We start from the raw sequence: 18,253 nt of genomic DNA, 5'->3' as shown, positions 1-18,253 counted from the left end.
GGGCCAGGAAGGGGCGGGGCAGCACGATGTTCAGGAGACGGTGCCCGCACGTGGCGGGCACCGTCGGGTCCATCACTTCAGTTCGGTCGCCCAGTAGGCTTCGATCTGCTTGACCAGTTCGGCCGGCAGCGGCACGTAGTGCAGTTCGTTGGCCTGGGTCTGGCCGCTTTCGAAGGCCCACTTGAAGAAGGCCAGCGCATCCTGGTTGCGCTTGGCATCCTTCGGCTTCTTCTGCATCAGCATGAAGTTGGTGGCGGTGATCGGCCACGCCTGCTCACCCGGAGCGTTGGTGATGACCAGGTTGAAGTCCTTGGCGCTGGCCCAGTCGGCGCTGGCGGCAGCGGCGGCGAAGGTCTCAGCGTTCGGCTGCACCCAGGTGCCGGCCGCGTTCTGCAGCGAGGTGTAGGGCATCGCGTTCTGCAGGGCGTAGGCCAGTTCGACGTAGCCGATCGAACCCTTGATCTGCTTCACGTACGAGGCGACGCCTTCATTGCCCTTGCCACCCACGCCGTCCGGCCACTGCACCGAGGTGCCTTCGCCGACCTTGCTCTTCCACTCCGGGCTGACCTTGGACAGGTAGTTGGAGAAGTTGAAGGTGGTGCCCGAACCGTCCGAACGGTGGACGATGGTGATCTTGCCGTCCGGCAGGGGCACGCCCGGGTTGGCCGCGACGATGGCCGGGTCGTTCCAGGTCTTGACCTTGCCCAGGAAGATGTCGGCGAGCAGGGCGCCACTGAGGCGCAGCTTGCCGGCTTCCAGGCCGTCGATGTTGACCACCGGCACCACGCCGCCGATGGCCGACGGGAACTGGGCCAGGCCGGCCTGGGCCAGCTCATCGCTGCTCAGCGGCTTGTCGGAGGATCCGAAATCAACGGTACCGGCCTTGATCTGGGCGATGCCACCACCGGAACCGATCGACTGGTAGTTGATCTTGGCGCCGGTGGCGGTGTTGTAATCGGCCGACCACTTGGACACCAGCGGGAAGATGAAGGAGGCGCCAGCACCGGAGACCTCAGCGGTCACCTTGTCGCCGGCAGCGGCCGGAGCAGCGGCGCCGTCAGCGGCCGGCTGCTGTGCGGCCTGCTTGTCGCCACCGCAGGCAGACAGGCCCAGGGCGATGGCCAGGGAAAGGGCGGCAAGGCTGGCCGAGTGCAGTTTCATGGTCACTCCATAGCGGGGTAGAGCCGACGGTGTCGGCGGATGCGGCTATGAAATGATGTTTTTGTTACAGCCGTATGACGTCCATGACAGAGGTGTCCTGGATCACGTTCTGGCAAGGGTTTCACAGAGTTGGCCGGCCCCAGGCGGGGTCCCGGAGACCACGGATCTGCGCACCGATATGGCGATGGAGGCAGGGTAGAGCCGAGCCCATGCTCGGCTGCCCGCGAGGCCAGGCCAGAAGCAGCCGAGCATGGGCTCGGCTCTACAGATGCTCCTGCATGACCCCATCGCCGCAACAACAGATCAACGGAAGCGCAGCGCTCTTCACGACCAACCCAACAAACCAACCGCGCAAAAAAGAAGAGCGCCGGACCCCGAAGGATCCAGCGCCCGGTGGGGCCGGCGGGGGAGAGAGGACCCGCCGACCCCGTTCCTGCGGGGGAACGCCTTGCAACGAAACTCAGTACTTCAGGTTCTGCGTCCAGTAGGTCTCGATCTGGCGCACCAGTGCGTCCGGCAGCGGCACGTAGTCCAGCTGCTTGGCCTGCGCATCGCCATTCTTGTAGACCCAGCGGAAGAACTCCTGGGTGGCCTTGGCGCCCGCCACGTTCTTCGGCTGCTTGCGCACCAGGATGAAGTTGGTGGCGGTGATCGGCCATGCGTCAGCGCCCGGGGCGTTGGTCATCACCAGGTAGAAGTCACGGGCGTTGGCCCAGTCGGCGCTGGCCGCGGCGGCCGAGAACGAGGCGTCCGACGGCTGCACGATCTTGCCAGCCGCGTTCTTCATCGCCGCATAGGACATCTTGTTCTGCAGCGCGTAGGACAGTTCGACGTAGCCGATGCCGCCCTTGATCTGCTTCACGTAGGCAGCAACGCCTTCGTTGCCCTTGCCGCCGATGCCGGCCGGCCACTGCACCGACGTGCCTTCACCGACCTTGCTCTTCCACTCCGGGCTGACCTTGGACAGGTAGTTGACGAAGTTGAAGGTGGTGCCCGAGCCGTCCGAACGATGGACAATGGTGATCTTGCCGCTGGGCAGGGTCAGGCCGCTGTTCAGGGCGGCGATGGCCGGGTCGTTCCAGGTGGTGATCTTGCCCAGGAAGATGTTGGCCAGGGTCGGACCGTCCAGCTTCAGCGCGCCCGGAGCGACGCCCGCGACGTTGATCACCGGCACCACGCCGCCGATCACCGACGGGAACTGGGCCAGGCCGGCGGCAGCCAGCTCTTCCGGCTTCAGCGGCGCATCGGACGAACCGAAGTCCACGGTCGCAGCCTTGATCTGGGCGATACCACCGCCGGAACCGATCGACTGGTAGTTGACCTTCTTGCCGGTGGCGGTGCTGTAGTCGGCCGACCACTTGGACATCACCGGGTAGATGAACGAAGCGCCCGCGCCGGTGACATCGGCGGCGTTGGCGGCGAACACGGACGACGCGGCCAGAATGGCGACGGCGGCGCGCGACTTGAAGGCGTGGATCACGGGAGAGACTCCTGGGGTGGTCGAGGGGCGGCTGCCCGACGTTTCGGTGCACATTCCATAACGGTTCCATGACACGCCCGCGTCTGTCATATGACGCGAACGTGACAGCCGTCATGGCGCTGCCGAAGCCTCCCTTTCAGAGCCCACTCAGCGCCTCCGGAACGGCATAACGCCCGTGGCTGGGCAGCAGTGTCCAGCGCTGCGCGGGAGCCGTCGTGTCGGTTGCATGGCAGTCGTCACCCGCGGCGACGCTGATCGTATCGGTGCGCTTTTCGCGCACCAGGATCGGTGCCAGGCCAGGCGCATCGGCCTTTCCTATTTCCAGCGTGCGCTCGAAGCGGCTGAACTCGCCGGCGCAGCGCGTATCCCATTCGCCGCGACTGCCGCTGACCGCCAGCGGCGCAAGCACCCGGCGCAGCCGTCGGCCATCACGCACGAACAACTGCAGCTCGGTCTGTGCGAACGGGTTGGGTCCCGAACTGCCGCTGTAGTCCATGCGCACGCCAAACGCGCGGGTGGTCGGATCCAGCTGCCAGCGTGCCGTGTCCAGGTGGAGCCCGGTGAAGGGCAGCGCATCGCTGCTGACCGCATCGGCCACGCGGGTCCAGGCCAGCGGCTGGCCACTGGCGGTATCGATCAGCAACAGGTCGAGGTCGCCACCGCGCACGTCCTCCGAGGCGGGCTCGGTCCATTGCGCGACGGCCAGCAGGGTCGTGCCGGGCTGCGCGGGCCACGCACGGCAGGCGGTGCTGTCGGCATCGGTAAAGCGTGCCGTCACTGGCAACGCGCCAGCCGGCAACTGCCGATACGCGGCCTCGCGCACGGCCTCTGCATCGTCACAGGCGAGCGCGGCGGCGGGCAGGGCGGCGAGCAAGGCAGCGCACAGCAGGCGGCGCAGGCGCAGGGAAGTGGGCATCCCGAAGGTCCATGTCGACAGGGCAGAGCATCATCGCGCGGCCACCGCCTGCCCACAACGACGAAGGCACGGCCGGAGCCGTGCCTTCGTTCGAACGCGTGCTTCCGGTCTTACCAGAAGAACTGCGCGCGGGCTTCCAGGATGTTCGGATCGTCGTTGACGAAACCACGGGCGCTCGAGCTGTACTTCTTGCTGTCGACCATCACGTAGTTGAGCATCAGCTTGAAGTTCGAGCGCCAGTACCAGTTGGCGCCGACGGTCCAGATGTCCATCTTGCCGCCGAGCACGCCATCGACGATCGGCGGGCGGCCGGCCACCGGGTTGGCGGCGAGGTTGCCGTCGTTCAGATCCATGTGGTCGTAACGCAGGCCCAGCTGCCACTGGCCGCCGGCCGGGTTGTTCGGCAGGCCGGTGCCCGGCGTGCCGCCCTTGTAGCTCCAGCTTTCGCCGGTGACATTCCACACGCCGCTGACGTAGTAGCCGTCACTGGTGTAGTTGTCGTTGGCCATGCGCTTGGCCTTGCTGGTGTAGTACTCGGCCTGGGCCTTGAACGGGCCCTGGAAGTACATCGCTTCGGCACCGATGGTGCTGACGCGGTCGGTGTCGACCAGGTTGCCGCTGTCGACCAGGCGCGCGGTGGCCAGGTCAGCGTTCGGGCGGGCACGCACGCGCAGGGTGTCTGCGTCGGTGTCGTAGTTCACGTAGCTCAGGCCGAAGTGCAGGACCTGGCCCTTCTCGTTGATCGGGGCCCAGGTGCCACGCGCGCCGTAGCCGCTGCCGTGGGCCAGGTTGCGGGTCAGTTCGCGGCCGAAGGCGCTGGCAGTGACCGACCAGTTGTCCTGGCCGTAGCTGTACGCGCCGCCGAGGCGACGGGCGATGGCATAGGTGTTGGTGACCGCAGCCTTGGAGATGAAGTCGTTGTTCTTGGTGCTGGACAGCTCTTCCAGGCTGTTGGGCTGCTTGAACTGGCCGACCTGGATGAAGTGGTTGGCGTTGCCCAGCAGCTTGTACTTCACGTTGGTGTCGAGGAACTTGTCGGCCTTGGCGTCATAGCCGACCACCCACTCCACGTTGCCCGGGCCCTTGCCCTTCAGCACCAGCTCGGCGCGACGCAGTTCGAATTCGCTGTTCTTGCCGTTGCCGGCGTCACCGCCGTTGAGGTCCACGACGTCATTGTCGTACCAGTTGCCGTCGGCCTGGACCAGGCCTTCGAAGGTGATTTCCGAACCGCCGATCACATCGATGGCGACTTCGGCGTGGGCGGCCGGCACATACAGCGCAGCAGCCACGGCGACCGTCAGGAGTTGGTGATGCAGTTTCATGGAGAGGAGCCTTGCAGGCAGGTGGGAAGATGCGCGCAGGCTAAAACGTGAAGATTGCGTAAATGTGACAGTTCGCGCACGGCCGCGATCCGCCGCAGGCCCCGTCACGGCTGGGCCTGCCATTGAAACCGGTTACGTATGACGCCCGGATTGCGCCCCGGTTGCAGTAGATCCACGCCATGCGTGGCTGGTTTTTCCGTGCATCCACGTCATGCGCGGATACCGCCATCACTCGGCGAGGGTCTTGTCCTTGAACCGGCAAAGATCGGCAATCACGCACCCCGGGCAATCCGGTTTGCGTGCTTTGCACACGTACCGTCCGTGCAGGATCAGCCAGTGGTGCGCATCCAGCAGGAACTCGGCGGGAATCGCTTTGACCAATCGGTCTTCGACCTCGCGCACGTTCTTTCCCGGTGCAAGTCCAGTGCGGTTGGCGACACGGAAGATATGCGTGTCCACCGCCATCACCGGTTCGCCGAAGGCGGTGTTGAGCACCACGTTGGCAGTCTTGCGACCGACACCGGGCAGTGCTTCCAGTGCATCGCGGTCGCGTGGCACCTCACCGCCGTGCTTCTCCAGCAGCAACGCGCAGGTGGCGATCACGTTCTTCGCCTTTGCGTTGAACAGGCCGATGGTGGCGATGTACTTCTTCAGTCCCTCTTCGCCCAGGGCGAGGATTTTCGCTGGCGTGTTGGCAACCGGGAACAGGCGCCGGGTGGCCTTGTTGACGCCGACGTCGGTGGCCTGCGCCGACAGTGCGACCGCCACCAGCAGTTCGAAGGGAGAGCTGTATTCCAGCTCGGTCTTCGGATGCGGGTTGAGTTCGCGCAGGCGGGTGAACATTTCCACCACGTCGGCACGCGGCATCGTACCGCCGCGGCGCGCAGGTGCGCGCACGGTCTTCTTCGCGGTCGCCATTACTGCTCCTTGCCGGCGGCGCGGGCCTTGGCCCGGGCGAGGATGGCGGCCGCTGCGGCAGGCAGGGCGGGTTTTGCGTCCGGTGCCGGTGCGGGCGTGCGCCGCGCATCACGCTCGGCCTCGCGGCGGGCCAGGCGCACCGCGCGCGCGCGGAAACGTTCGCGCGCGGCCCATGCACGCTGCAGCTGCAGCTGCATCCAGCAGAGGCGGTCCGGCAGGTCAGGATGATCGGGCAGCAGCCGGTCATCGCCAGCGCGCACAACGTAGTCCATCAGTCCAGCCTGCAGCGCGCCATCGGGATCGTCTGCCTGGACCCGGGCGAACAGCAGCACGGGGTTGGGTCGGAATGCCATGGCGGTCAGCGGTTCTGGAAAGCGGGAGGACGGCGCTGCAGGAAGGCGCTGGTGCCTTCGCGCATGTCTTCGGTGGCGAACAGCAGGCCGAACTGCGCACTTTCGTATTCCAGGCCGGCGTCCAGGCTGCATTCGCCACCCACGTGCACCGCATCGAGCAGGCCACGCAGCGCCAGCGGCGCCGACTGTGCCAGCTGCCGGGCCAGGGCCTGCACGCGGGCGTCGAGCTCGGCAACAGGCACTACTTCGTTGACGATGCCCAGGGCCAGCGCGCGCGCGGCGTCGATCGGGGTACCCAGCAGGCACAGCTCCAGTGTGGCCGCGCGGCCACACAGGCGCAGCAGGCGCTGGCTGCCGCCGAAGCCGGGAATCAGGCCGAGATTGATCTCCGGTTGGCCGACCTTGGCGGAATCGGCCGCAATGCGCAGGTGGCAGGCCATGGCCAGCTCCAGCCCGCCGCCCAGCGCAAAACCGTTGACGCGGGCGATCACCGGCTTGGGCATGCGTTCGATGCGGCGCATCAGGGCCTGGCCGAGCAGGGAGAAATCACGTCCCTGAACCGCGCTCAATGTGTTCATTTCCGCGATGTCGGCCCCGGCCACGAACGCCTTGGGGCCAGCGCCGGTCAGCACCACCACCCGTACCGCCGCGTCGGCGGCCGCATCGCTGAACGCCCCGGCCAGAGCCTGCAGGGTCGCGGCATTGAGGGCGTTGAGCTTGTCCGGGCGTTGCACGGTAATGGTGCGGACGGCGCCGTCATCGCTGACGTCGACCGGGTGGGGGGCGGGGGCCTCGGCCACGGGAAACTCCTGGAACGTTAAAAAAAAGTGAGATTGAACTCTGTAAACGCAGACAGGTCATAGCCTGCGTGGTGAGTAGCGGTTACACGTTGTGGCCGTTATCCTAACCCGTCGCCTCAGGGCGGCGCAGAACGTCCCTGAGTTACCACCCCTGGAGAACTGTTTGATGAAGTTGCGTTCTATCGCGGTCGCCGTCGCGGCCCTGGCCCTGACGGGCAATGCCTTCGCCCAGGACATCGCGTCCGAGAAGGGCAAGCTGAGCTACTACTTCGGTTACGACTACGGCAACAACCTGGCGGAGCTGACCGGTCGCGGTGAGCAGCTGGACATCAACTCGGTGGTGAAGGGTCTGCAGGACGCCTACGCCAAGAAGCAGCCGGCGATCACCGCCGAGCAGCTGAAGCCGGCCGTTGAAGCGTTCCAGAAGCGCGAGCAGGGCCGTGCCCAGGCCGCCAAGGCCGAGTACGAAAAGGCTGCTGCCGACAACAAGACCAAGAGCGATCAGTTCATGGCGCAGAACAAGGCCAAGGCGGGCGTGCAGACCCTGCCGAGCGGCGTTCAGTACCGTGTGATCGAAGCCGGCAAGGGTGCCAAGCCGACCCAGGCAAGCACCGTGCAGCTGGAAGTGGCCGGTCCGTTCCCGTACGGCCAGCGCCCGACCGAGGCTCGTCCGGCCCAGCAGATTCCGTCGATCAAGGTCAGCGAAGTCGAAATGAAGGCCATGCGCGAGACCCTGCTGCAGATGCCGGCTGGCTCGAAGTGGGAAGTGTCCCTGCCGCCGGATCAGGCCTATGGTGCCGACCCGCGCACCCCGTTCCCGCCGAACGTGGCTGTGCAGTTCGAGATCAAGCTGATCAGCGTCAAGTAAGAAGAAACAGCGTCAACATCAACGCGCCGGTGATTCCACCGGCGCGTTTTTGTTTCTGCGGTACGTAGCAGCCGTGCGGGCCCATCCCAAATCCAGCCCATTCGCGCTACTGTTGACCGGTGCAAATAATGGAAGAAACGGCGCGTGCTGTCGCAAGCCCCTGCATCAACGTGTGCAAGCTGGATCGCAACCGGCTGTGCGCCGGCTGCGGGCGGCATATCGACGAAATCGCACGGTGGTCGTCGATGAGCGACAGCGAGCGCACCCACATCCTGCAGCGCGTGCTGCCACTGCGCCTACAGCTGCAGCAGTCGCTGCGAGGCTCGTTGGCCGATCACGAGCGCCTGCTGCGCGCGCTGCATCCGCTGGCCGAACCGCCGGCTGGCGACGGTTGGAACCGCAGTGAACTGGATGATCTGCTGCCCCCGGGCCCACCGGTCGAGGCGGCGGTGCTGGCCGGCATCGTGCCGCGTGCCAACGGTGCGCAGGTGATCCTGACCCGGCGTACCGAAACCCTGCGGCAACATGGTGGCCAGGTCGGTTTTCCCGGTGGCCGTACCGAGCCGGATGATCGTGATGCGCTGGCCGCAGCACTGCGCGAAAGCCAGGAAGAAATCGCATTGGCGCCGACGCAGGTGCAGGCACTGGGTTATCTCGACCCGTTCGTGACCATTACCGGCTACCGGGTAACCCCGGTGGTGGCGGTGATCGATCCGGATTTCGTGGCGGTACCGCAGCCCAGTGAAGTGGCCGAGGTGTTCGAAGTGCCGCTGGATTATCTGATGGCCGCCGGCAACCTGCGCCAGGTCGAAATCAACCATCGCGGCCGCGTCCGCCATGTCCTCGAATACGGCTGGCCCGGCCAGCGCATCTGGGGTGCCACTGCGGCCATCCTGTACAACCTGCGTCGTCGCCTGGAGCAAGTGCAATGAAATCGATCGATCCGCCGTGGACCACCCTCGTTGATGTCGCGACCCTGGCTGCGGCCCTGGGCGATGGCGTACGCGTGGTCGATGCCCGCGCGACCGCAAGCACTGCTGTGCGCGTGGTCGATGCACGTGCATCGCTGGCCGATCCGCAGGCGGGCAATGGCCTCTACGCGCAGGGACACATTCCCGGTGCGGTGCATGCCGATCTCAATCGCGACCTGTCCGACCTGACGCGGGTCGGCCATGGGCGCCATCCGTTGCCGGACAGCGATGCGTTCGCCACACGGCTGGGGCAGTGGGGCATCGGCACGGACACGCAGGTGGTGGTGTATGACGGCAGCGATGGCAGCATGGCCGCTGCGCGACTGTGGTGGCTGCTGCGCCTGATCGGGCACACGAAGGTGGCTGTCCTTGATGGCGGCATCGCTGCCTGGCAGACCGCCGGCCAGCCGCTGGTGACCGGCAGCAGCGAGGTCGCGGCGTTGCCCGCATATCCGGGGCGTTTCGATACCAGCCAGGTTGCCAGCGCGGACGAGGTCGAGTCGCGCCTGAAGCATGCTCCGGGCTGGCTGGTCGATGCTCGCGCGGGTGAGCGTTTCCGCGGCGAGGTGGAACCGCTGGACCCGGTCGCCGGCCATGTGCCGGGGGCAGTCAATCGACCGTTCGCGTTGAACGTGCTGGACGGCCGCCTGCGCGATGCACAGGAACTGCGCGCCGAACTGCAGGGCGTGATCGGCAACCAGGACCCCCAGCGCGTGGTGCTGATGTGCGGCTCGGGCGTGACCGCCTGCCATCTGCTGCTGGCGATGGAAAGTGCGGGCCTGTCCGGCGCGCGCATCTATGCCGATTCCTGGAGTGGCTGGGTCAGCGACAGCAGCCGCCCGGTGGCTACCGGCGCCTGAGCGAAGCGGGCAGATCGATTTGACGTTCATCCACGCATGGCGTGGATCTACGTGTCGACCAAGGTCGACACCTACCAACAGCCGCGGGAACCTGTCGAAGGCGGGGTGGGTCCGGTTGCGGGGGCGTGAGCGCCATGGATGGCGCGACCGAGCTTACAGGGACGTACTTGCAGCGTCCCCCGCAACCGGACCCGCCCCGCCAACCCACGGAATGCCTGCTGTTGCTTTGGCTTTGAGGTTGCCGGCCAGCGGCCGGCACTACCGCTTCGGCGGGTGCAGGGCGCAGCCCTGCCGATCAACCCAGCGGCTGCAGCGGCACCTTGGCCAGGATCCGCTGCCACGGGAACAACGGGCCCGGATCCCGCTTGCGCGCCACGGTCACGGCCGGGTCGTCACTGGCAGGTACCTGCTCCAGGTCCAGCTGGTCGTGGCCGGCGATCTGCCGCAGCGACGGATACTGCAGCACCAGCGCCTGCAGCAACCGTTCCAACGCCAGCAGCTGCGCTTCGGTGTAGGGCTCGTCCATCGCCTGGTGGCGGCTGTCGAGCCAGTGCGGGTAGCGCCCCGAATTGACCAGTTCAATGCCCACCGAATCGGCATTCATGCCGCGCACGTGGTGGGCGATGCGCTCCGGCGCCACGTACTGCACCACGCTGCCGTCGCGGTCGATGTAGAAATGTCCGCTGTTGCCGGCGCCGCTGTCGTACAGCACGCGCTCGCCGTACTCCCGGGCAGTCGCCAGGTCGGGCAGTTCGGTGCAGTGGATCACCACCATCGCCAGGCTGGATGGATCGCGCACGGGCAGGCGGTCGTGGTAGGGCAGCGGCTGCAGCTGCAGGCCGGGCAGGAGCGGGTTGGGCATGCGGCGATGCTAGCATTGCCGAATGAAACTGCCTTCCTTTCTGCTGTCGGTCCGCTCCGTGGGAGCGCACGCATGAGCCGCGGTCACTGCATCCTGTCGCACGGCTTCGAGAGCGGCCCGGAGGCGACCAAGGTCACCGCCCTGGCCGAGGTCGCCGAGCGCCTGGGCTGGACCCATGAACGCCCCGATTACACCGACCTGGACGCGATGAGCGAGGTCAGCCGCGTTGGTGACGTGCGCACCCGCCTGCAGCGCCTGATCGAGCGCACTGCCGCTGCCGCCGCGCAGGGGCCGGTGGTGCTGGCCGGCTCCAGCCTGGGCGCTTACATCTCGGCCATCGCCTCGCTGCAGGTGCCGGTGGCCGGTCTGTTCCTGATGGTGCCGCCAACCACCATGGGCCCGATGCCGGCGCTGGATGCCGCACCGGTGCCGACCACGGTGTTGCAGGCCTGGCATGACGAGGTGGTGCCGGCCGTCGGGGTCATCGCCTGGGCGCAGGCGCGCTCGGCGCAGCTGCTGCTGGTGGACGACGGCCATCGCCTGGAGCACCACGTCGAGGCCTCCGCGCAGGCCTTCGAGCGCCTGCTGCGGCAGCTGTGAAGCCCGGGCGCACGGCGCGCCCGCCCGCATTGACTACAATGGCAGCCCCGCCGCCCCCGGCGCGGGCCTGCCGGCCGTGCCTACGGCCCTCCCTTCCGAATGGCCCGGCTCCCTGCCGCGCCTGACCACCTGCGAACCGATCCCGTGAAATTTTTTGTCTCCTGCGCCAAGGGCCTGGAATACCTGCTTGCCGATGAGCTGTCGGCCCTCGGCCTGGAAAAGGCCACCGCCACCATTGCCGGCGTCAATGCCGATGGCGAACTGGAGCAGGCGCTGCGGATCGTCATGTGGTCGCGGCTGGCCAGCCGCGTACTGTGGCCGATCGACGAATTCGAATGCCCGGACGAGCAGGCGCTGTATGACGGCGTGCGCGCGCTGCCGTGGCACGAGCACATCAAGCCGGAGATGACCCTGGCGGTGGACGCGCACGTGTCCGGCGACAAGATCACCCATGCCCGTTTCGCCGCGCAGCGGATCAAGGACGCCATCGTCGACCGCATGCGTGGCGAAGGGCTCGAGCGCCCTTCGGTCAACACCGATCTGCCGGACGTGCGCGTCAACCTGTCGCTGCGCAAGGGTCGCGCCTCGCTGTCGATCGACCTCGGTGGTGGCCCGCTGCACCGCCGTGGCTGGCGTGGTGCTGCGCATGACGCGCCGTTGAAGGAAAACCTGGCTGCCGCGCTGCTGATGCGCGCGCAGTGGCCGCGCCTGCATGCTGCCGGTGGCGGCCTGCTGGATCCGATGTGCGGCAGCGGCACCCTGCTGATCGAAGGCGCGCTGATGGCCGCCGACGTCGCTCCCGGCCTGATGCGCCATGGCAGTCTGCCGCCGAGCCGCTGGCTGGGCTTCGACAAGGCGGCCTGGAAAACCATCCAGAGCGAAGCGCGTGATCGCGAAGCGGCCGGCCTGGCTGCGCTGAAGCCGGTCGTCCACGGCAGCGACATCGACCCGGTGGCGATCCAGGCGGCGCGCGAGAACGCGGAAGTGGCCGGCGTCGCCCATGCCATCCGCTTCACCCGCGCCGATGTGGCTGACCTGCCCACCCCGGAGCAGGAGATCGGCGCGGTGGTCTGCAACCCGCCGTATGACGAACGCCTGGCCGCCGATCCGGCGCTGTACCGCAAGCTGGGCAACGCCTTGCAGAAGGCGGTGCCGCAGTGGCGCGCCAGCCTGCTGTGCGGCAATGACGAACTGGCCTTCGCTACCGGCCTGCGTGCGGGCAAGAAGTACCAGATGTTCAATGGTGCACTGGAATGTGCACTGATCGTCTGTGATCCGATTGCGGTGCCGGGTCGCGATCCGGCACAGGTGCGCGAGCTGAGCGAAGGCGCGCAGATGGTGGCCAACCGCCTGCGCAAGAACCTGAAGAAGTTCAAGAGCTGGCGCGCGCGCGAAGGCATCACCTGTTTCCGCGCCTACGATGCCGACCTGCCGGAATACGCAGCGGCCATCGACGTGTACGAAGAGGATGGCGGCCAGCGCCGCACCTTCCTGCATGTGCAGGAATACGCAGCACCGGCCGCGATTCCCGAGAACGACGTGCGCCGCCGCCGCAATGAACTGCTGGCCGCTGCGCGCGAGGTGTTCGGCGTGCCGCCGGAACAGGTGTCGATGAAGTCGCGTGAACGTGGCAAGGGCGGCAGCAAGTACGGCCGTTTCGAGCAGCGTGACGAGTTCCTCGTGGTACGCGAGAACAACGCGCTGCTGCAGGTGAACCTGTTCGACTACCTCGATACCGGCCTGTTCCTCGACCATCGCCCGCTGCGCCGCCTGATGGCCGAGCAGGCGCGCGGCAAGCGCTTCCTCAACCTGTTCTGCTACACCGGCGTGGCCAGTGTGCAGGCGGCGGTGGCCGGTGCGGCCAGCACCACCAGCGTCGACCTGTCGGCCACCTACCTGCAGTGGTGCTACGACAACCTGGCCCTGAACGGGCAGGGCGGCAATCAGCACCTGCTGGTGCAGGCCGATGCGATGGCATGGCTGGAAGGCGATCGCGGCCAGTACGACGTGATCTTCTGCGACCCGCCGACGTTCTCCAACTCGGCCCGTGCCGAGGACTTCGACGTGCAGCGCGAACAGGTGAAGATGCTGCGTGCGGCCGTCGCCCGATTGGCCCCGAACGGCGTGCTGTACTTCTCCAACAACTTCCGCCGCTTCAAACTGGAAGAGAACGCCATCGCCGAGTTCGCGCAGTGCCGAGAGATCAGCGCCAGCACCATCGGCCCCGATTTCGAGCGCAACGCACGCATCCATCGCGCGTGGGAGCTGAAGCGCCTGGCGTGAACCGACGTCTGGGGTCGGATCCCCTGCGCGTAGCGCAGGGGATCCGACCCCATCAAGGTCGGTAGATCCACGCCATGTGTCGATGGCGGTACGTGCCTGGGGTCAGAGCCCTTGCGCTGCACGCAAGGGATCCGACCCCGGCGGCTTCTGCTACAACAACGCCACCACCAGCCCGATCACCGGCAGCGCGACCGCCAGCGGTGCGATCCATTTCGGCCGGTAGGGGTACAGCGCGAACGCCAGCACGATTCCACCCAGCGTAAGCGCGCCGAGCCACAGCACCGGGCCCATCGCCCAGCCCTGGTCGACCACGCACAGTGCGAACGCCACGGTCAGCAGCACCCAGCCCAGCACCCGCCATTGCGTGCGCCGTACCGGTGACGCCGCTGCCTTGCCGTGCAGTTCCTGCTGGTGCTTTTCCATCGCCAGCGACAGCGCGGTGAACGCTGTGAACGATAACCCCAGTACCAGCAGCATCATGCGCTGGCCTCCGCTTCCACTGCATCGGCCGGCGCCTTCGTCGCTGCAGCGGCGGCCGCGCGCTTCTTCTTCTCGGCGGCACTCAGCGGTGGTGTCCAGCGCTGCATGCGCCAGCCGCACAGGGCCAGCATCGCGCCGAAGGCGATCATCGACAGATCGAAACCGGCCAATGCCCAGTCACCGTTGAACAGCGTCACGCCCAGGTGCGCGTGGGTGGTCAATGCGTTCACTACCGGGATCAGCGCGAACGCGGCCGCGCCGATGTACAGCTGCCACGCCCACATCATCCGCTTGGGCCAGATGAAGGCCGCCAGCAGCGAGGCGCCCCACGCGTAGAAGAATACGTTCGCCTCGGCGTTGGAGCGCTCGGCCAGGCCCAGCGGCAGCAGCCGGTTGCCCCAGAAGTAGGCGGCAAAGGCGATGGGCAGGCCGGCCACGGCGCCGATGTTCAGTGCATCGACCAGGCGCAGGCCGAAGCCGGTGCGGCCGCTCTTGGCATGCTTCGGGCGCTCCTTCACGGCCCACAGCACCACGCCGCTGGCCACCATCAGGCAGCCGGTCAGGCCGGACAGGAAGAACAGGGCGCGTACGCCCCAATCGGCGAAGCGCGCCAGGTGCAGGCCATACAGCACGCCACGGGTGGCGGTGGCGCCACCGGAAGGCGGGGTTTCCTGCAGCAGCGCGCCAGTGACCATGTCGTAGCGCAGCGCGGGCGTATCGATGGACAAACGCTTGCCGTCACGCTGACGGATGTCGATCACCGCATTGGCGGCACCGGGGTTGGCAACGCTGAAACCGGCGACCTCGGTTCCATGCCAGTGCGTGCGGGCGCTGTCCAACAGCTGCCGCAGCGGTAGCGGTGCGGCCTTGCCTTCGGCGGGCGCGGTGACTTCGGGCAGGCCACCGAAGGCCTCCGCGTAGAAGGCATCCTGATCGGTACCGTAGGCCGCGTTCACTCCCCACGGCAGGTACATGATCATCAACGTGACGATGCCGGTGTAGGTGATCATCGCGTGGTAGGGCAGGGCCATCACCGCGCTGACGTTGTGGAAGTCCAGCCAGGAGCGCAGGCTCTTGTCTTTCCGGAAGGTGAAGAAGTCCTTGAAGATCTTCTTGTGGGTGATCACGCCGGTGATGATCGCCACCAGCATGAACATCGCGCAGAAGCCCACCAGGTAGCGCGCCCACAGTACCGGGATGTAATGAAGGTCGAAGTGCAGGCGGTAGAAGAAGTCGCCGCCGCGGGTCTCGCGGGCCTTCAGCTCGGTGCCGGTGTTGGGGTCCAGGGTGGCATCGCCGAAGGCGCCGCGGCGTCCCTTGCTCGGGTCGGCCAGTGCCTCTGGCAACCGCCAGAACATCTGCATGGCCGGATTGCGCGGCTGCGGCAGGGTGACGAACCAGCTCTCTGCCTGTGGTGCATTGGCCAGCAGGTAGTCGGCCGCGCGCTGCGCCGCTTCGTCGGTGCTGACCGTGCTGCGCGGCAGTTCCGGGCGCATCCAGCGGCTGATTTCCTCGCGGTAGTAGCTGGCGGTGCCGGCCATGAAGATCAGCAGCAGCAGCCAGCCGACCAGCAGGCCGGTCCAGGTGTGCAGCCAGGCCATGGATTGGCGGAATCCATTCTTCATGCCCACGCTCCCAGCAGGCGCGAAACACCAGCCATCAGCAGGGTGGGGGCGAGAATGCCGACCCAGGCGCGCAGCGCACTGCGGGTGGCGAACGCCCACAGTGCCGCGCAGGCGGCGACCAGGATCGCCAGCAGCATGCCGGTCAGCACAGCCTGGCCGCGCGCGCCCGGCAGCGCCAGCGCACAGAACACGGTGGTCATCGAGGCAAGCGCGTAGCCGCCGAAGATGGCGGCAAGGGATCGGGACAGCACGCCCCATCGCGGGTTGGCGAAGAAGGTGCTGAGGCGGGGGCTGGCGGTTGCGGGCGAGCGGTCCACGGCGGTCCTGCAGGTTGAATGAAAGAGGACCGGCGCACCGAAGCGCGCCGGGGTTGGCCATCCGTGGCCGGGGCCGGTCGCAGAACCGGCGCCATCCATCAGATCGTCAGAGCTTCCAGCGCAGCGTCATCATCACGTTGCGCGGTTCGCCCCAGTACACGCCGTCGTAGAAACCGACGCGGTTGTAGTACTTCTTGTCCAGCAGGTTGTTCACGTTCACCTGGGCGGTGAAGTTCTCGTTGAAGCGATAGCCGGCCGACAGGTTGAGCAGGTAGATGTCACCCTGTTCGATCGCTACGCGGTCGCGTTTGCCGCTGACCAGGAAATCCTCGCGCGGCTTGTTGCTCAAGCTCCAGATTCCGCTCTGCCAGGTTGCGCCGCCACCGATCCAGAAGCGGCCTTCGGCACCACCCGGGCGCCAGCTGGCGTTGAGGCGGAACAGATCGACCGGAACGGTGGTGTTCTGGCGAACGCCCAGCGCATTGCGGCTGACGGTGTGGGTGAACCCGGTCGACAGGTTCCAGTGCTCGCCCAGGCTGCCCTGCGCTTCGATTTCCCAGCCCTTCACCTTGTTGCCCTTGCCGGTGGAGCGGTAAGCGCTGATGCCACCGGGCAGCGAGTTCTCCGGCACCGAATCATCGAGCTCGGCGACGTTGTCCTTCTCGCCCTTGAACACCGCGACCGAGGTGTTGAGCAGGCCATCGAAGAACTCGGCCTTGAGCCCGGCTTCCCACATGTCACCGACGACCGGTTCGAGGTAGTTGTTGGCCTTGTCGCGGTAGTTCTGCGGCTGGAAGATGTCGGTGTAGCTGACGTAGCCGCTGAAGTAACGGTTGAAGTCGTAGATGAAGCCGGCGTAGGGCGTGAGCGAGTCGTCGGGCTTGTAGCCGCCGCGGCGGGTACCGGTCAGGCGGCCGGCGGCGTCGTGGGTGTAGGTCCAGTTGCGCGTTTCCCAGCTGCCGTAGCGGGCGCCGAGCACGGCGGTCAGCGGCTCGGCCAGCTGCAGGCGCGCGGCCAGGTAGGCGGCGCGCTGGCGCAGTTCGTCCTCCGATGCGAGATAGCCCAGGCGGGTGACCTGCAGCGGTGCGACGTCGCCGTTCCAGCTGCGCCAGTCCGGCACGCGCTCGTAGCTGGCAGGGTAAGCGGCGGTTTCACTCGCAGGCACTTCGCCCTTGCGCACCGACTGGCCGAAGCCGAACACCAGTTCGTGTTCGCGGCCGAACAACTGGAACGGACCGCCGACGTTGAAGTCGAACACCTGCATGTCGCCGTTTTCACCGAAGCTGCCGACGAAGGCAGAGATGCCGCTGCCATCGGCATGCGGGTAACCGGACGCCCCATACCAGACCGCGCCGTCGGTCTCGCGCTTGGAGCGGGTGTAGGCGAATTTCGCGGCCCAGCCATGGCCCAACTGCTGTTCAAGGCGGGCGAACGCGCTCTTTTCGATGATCGGCCAGCTGCTCCAGCGCGCCGACAGGTTGGTCGAGCGCGGCAGGTTGGCCGGCTTGCCATCGGCGCCCCAGTACGGCACCACGCCCCAGGTCACGCCGGTGGTGCGCGGCGACTGGTACTCGTAGCCGGCTTCCAGCAATGTGGTGTCGGTGATGTCGGCCTGGACGATGCCGTAGAAAACGTCCTTGTCCAGCTTGTACACATCGCGGAACGAATCGCTCTGCTGCTTGGCCGCGACCACGCGGGCGCGGATGCGGCCATCCAGGGCGATGGGGCCGCCGAGGTCGGCTTCCAGGCGCTGGTTGCCCCAGCGGCCGAGCGTGAGGTTGGCGCTCATCTGGAACGTATCGGTGGGGCGTTTGCGGACGAAGTTGATGGTGCCCGACGGATCGCCGGCACCGGTGGTCAGGCCGGTGGCGCCACGCACTACTTCGATGCGGTCGTAGATCACGCTGTCGGTGTTGGTCTTGATGTAGCCACCGAAGGTGTTGAGCATGCCATCGACCTGGAAATTGGTGATGTTGTACCCGCGCGAGACGTAGTTGATGCGTTCGCTGTCGGTGACCGACACCGCTACGCCGGTGACCTGGCCCATCACATCGGACAGGGAGAACAGGCCCATGTCGTCCAGCCGCTGCCGGGTCACCACGGTCATCGACTGCGGCGTGTGGCGCAGCGACAGGCCGAGCTTGGTTGCGGTGCTGGCCCGCTTGACCGTGTAGCTGTCGGCAATGTCGCCATCGGCAGTTACCTGGACGGTGTCCAGGGTGCGCGCAGAGGGGGCGGCAGAACCTTCCTCAGCGTGTGCCAACGGTGCGGTCAACAGTGCGGTCACGGCCAGGGCCAGCAGGGTTGGGCGGGGAGTGATCAGGGACGAAGCCATCGGTGCGATTCCATGCAGGACAAAAAACAGGCGATGGCAAACGCACCCATGGCAGCCATGCGCTCCGCGCACGTCGCCCAGCGTGATTCCCATCGACGGTGC

Annotated in this window: 17 protein-coding genes; 5 read left to right on the top strand and 12 right to left on the bottom strand. The window is 66.8% G+C overall.

Going from position 1 to position 18,253, the window contains the following annotated elements:
• Nucleotides 1-72 precede the first annotated feature (72 nt).
• The 7 genes from pstS (QOL57_RS03835) to QOL57_RS03805 all read right to left on the bottom strand — a co-directional run bounded on the left by pstS (QOL57_RS03835) (nt 73) and on the right by QOL57_RS03805 (nt 6,950).
• Nucleotides 73-1,161 (bottom strand): phosphate ABC transporter substrate-binding protein PstS, encoded by a 1,089-nt coding sequence (gene pstS, locus QOL57_RS03835; protein ID WP_089239922.1) that lies wholly within the window; start codon nt 1,159-1,161, stop codon nt 73-75.
• Nucleotides 1,162-1,621: 460 nt separating this feature from the next.
• Nucleotides 1,622-2,641: a phosphate ABC transporter substrate-binding protein PstS gene (pstS, locus tag QOL57_RS03830; protein WP_025875374.1), complete on the bottom strand. Its 1,020-nt coding sequence runs from the start codon at nt 2,639-2,641 to the stop codon at nt 1,622-1,624.
• Between the two features lie 136 nt (nt 2,642-2,777).
• Nucleotides 2,778-3,557, bottom strand: coding sequence for a hypothetical protein (locus tag QOL57_RS03825; protein WP_089239924.1), 780 nt, complete (start codon nt 3,555-3,557; stop codon nt 2,778-2,780).
• 110 nt (nt 3,558-3,667) lie between these two features.
• Complete coding sequence (locus tag QOL57_RS03820) at nt 3,668-4,879, bottom strand: OprO/OprP family phosphate-selective porin (RefSeq protein WP_089239926.1); 1,212 nt, start codon at nt 4,877-4,879, stop codon at nt 3,668-3,670.
• 228 nt (nt 4,880-5,107) lie between these two features.
• Entirely contained in the window at nt 5,108-5,797 is a 690-nt protein-coding gene (gene nth / locus QOL57_RS03815; RefSeq protein ID WP_089239928.1) for an endonuclease III, read from the bottom strand.
• Entirely contained in the window at nt 5,797-6,150 is a 354-nt protein-coding gene (locus tag QOL57_RS03810; protein ID WP_089239930.1) for a hypothetical protein, read from the bottom strand. The genes nth and QOL57_RS03810 overlap by 1 nt, the downstream gene beginning before the upstream one ends.
• Nucleotides 6,151-6,155: 5 nt before the next feature.
• Nucleotides 6,156-6,950, bottom strand: a complete 795-nt coding sequence (locus QOL57_RS03805) for an enoyl-CoA hydratase-related protein (protein WP_089239932.1) — start codon at nt 6,948-6,950, stop codon at nt 6,156-6,158.
• Between the two features lie 166 nt (nt 6,951-7,116).
• Here QOL57_RS03805 and QOL57_RS03800 point away from each other — a divergent pair, with 166 nt between their 5' ends.
• The 3 genes from QOL57_RS03800 to QOL57_RS03790 all read left to right on the top strand — a co-directional run bounded on the left by QOL57_RS03800 (nt 7,117) and on the right by QOL57_RS03790 (nt 9,649).
• Nucleotides 7,117-7,818: an FKBP-type peptidyl-prolyl cis-trans isomerase N-terminal domain-containing protein gene (locus QOL57_RS03800; protein ID WP_089239934.1), complete on the top strand. Its 702-nt coding sequence runs from the start codon at nt 7,117-7,119 to the stop codon at nt 7,816-7,818.
• Between the two features lie 128 nt (nt 7,819-7,946).
• Nucleotides 7,947-8,750, top strand: a complete 804-nt coding sequence (locus tag QOL57_RS03795) for a CoA pyrophosphatase (RefSeq protein WP_089239936.1) — start codon at nt 7,947-7,949, stop codon at nt 8,748-8,750.
• A complete protein-coding gene (locus QOL57_RS03790; protein ID WP_089239938.1) occupies nt 8,747-9,649 on the top strand; it encodes a sulfurtransferase in 903 nt (300 codons plus the stop codon). Before QOL57_RS03795 ends, QOL57_RS03790 begins: the two co-directional genes overlap by 4 nt.
• Before the next feature lie 295 nt (nt 9,650-9,944).
• Here QOL57_RS03790 and QOL57_RS03785 read toward each other — a convergent pair whose 3' ends face one another.
• Nucleotides 9,945-10,511 carry an N-acetylmuramoyl-L-alanine amidase gene (locus QOL57_RS03785; RefSeq protein ID WP_089239939.1) on the bottom strand — a complete coding sequence of 189 codons (567 nt, stop codon included), beginning with the start codon at nt 10,509-10,511 and terminating at the stop codon, nt 9,945-9,947.
• 72 nt (nt 10,512-10,583) lie between these two features.
• Between QOL57_RS03785 and QOL57_RS03780 the strand changes: the two genes are divergently transcribed.
• Nucleotides 10,584-11,111, top strand: coding sequence for a hypothetical protein (locus QOL57_RS03780; RefSeq protein ID WP_089239941.1), 528 nt, complete (start codon nt 10,584-10,586; stop codon nt 11,109-11,111).
• A gap of 144 nt (nt 11,112-11,255) precedes the next feature.
• Complete coding sequence (rlmKL, locus tag QOL57_RS03775; protein ID WP_089241238.1) at nt 11,256-13,394, top strand: bifunctional 23S rRNA (guanine(2069)-N(7))-methyltransferase RlmK/23S rRNA (guanine(2445)-N(2))-methyltransferase RlmL; 2,139 nt, start codon at nt 11,256-11,258, stop codon at nt 13,392-13,394.
• A gap of 150 nt (nt 13,395-13,544) precedes the next feature.
• Here the strand turns inward: rlmKL and QOL57_RS03770 are convergent, their stop codons facing one another.
• The 4 genes from QOL57_RS03770 to QOL57_RS03755 all read right to left on the bottom strand — a co-directional run bounded on the left by QOL57_RS03770 (nt 13,545) and on the right by QOL57_RS03755 (nt 18,151).
• Nucleotides 13,545-13,874, bottom strand: coding sequence for a DUF3325 domain-containing protein (locus tag QOL57_RS03770; protein ID WP_089239943.1), 330 nt, complete (start codon nt 13,872-13,874; stop codon nt 13,545-13,547).
• Nucleotides 13,871-15,499, bottom strand: a complete 1,629-nt coding sequence (locus tag QOL57_RS03765; protein WP_089239945.1) for a PepSY-associated TM helix domain-containing protein — start codon at nt 15,497-15,499, stop codon at nt 13,871-13,873. The genes QOL57_RS03770 and QOL57_RS03765 overlap by 4 nt, the downstream gene beginning before the upstream one ends.
• Complete coding sequence (locus QOL57_RS03760) at nt 15,496-15,816, bottom strand: DUF3649 domain-containing protein (protein WP_089239947.1); 321 nt, start codon at nt 15,814-15,816, stop codon at nt 15,496-15,498. Before QOL57_RS03760 ends, QOL57_RS03765 begins: the two co-directional genes overlap by 4 nt.
• 106 nt (nt 15,817-15,922) lie before the next feature.
• Nucleotides 15,923-18,151: a TonB-dependent siderophore receptor gene (locus tag QOL57_RS03755; protein WP_089239949.1), complete on the bottom strand. Its 2,229-nt coding sequence runs from the start codon at nt 18,149-18,151 to the stop codon at nt 15,923-15,925.
• Between the last annotated feature and the right edge of the window lie 102 nt (nt 18,152-18,253).

Origin of the sequence: Stenotrophomonas sp. yr243 (genome assembly GCF_900184195.1) — a bacterium.
GTDB lineage: Bacteria > Pseudomonadota > Gammaproteobacteria > Xanthomonadales > Xanthomonadaceae > Stenotrophomonas > Stenotrophomonas lactitubi.
This window is presented reverse-complemented; position numbering and strand designations above follow the sequence as displayed.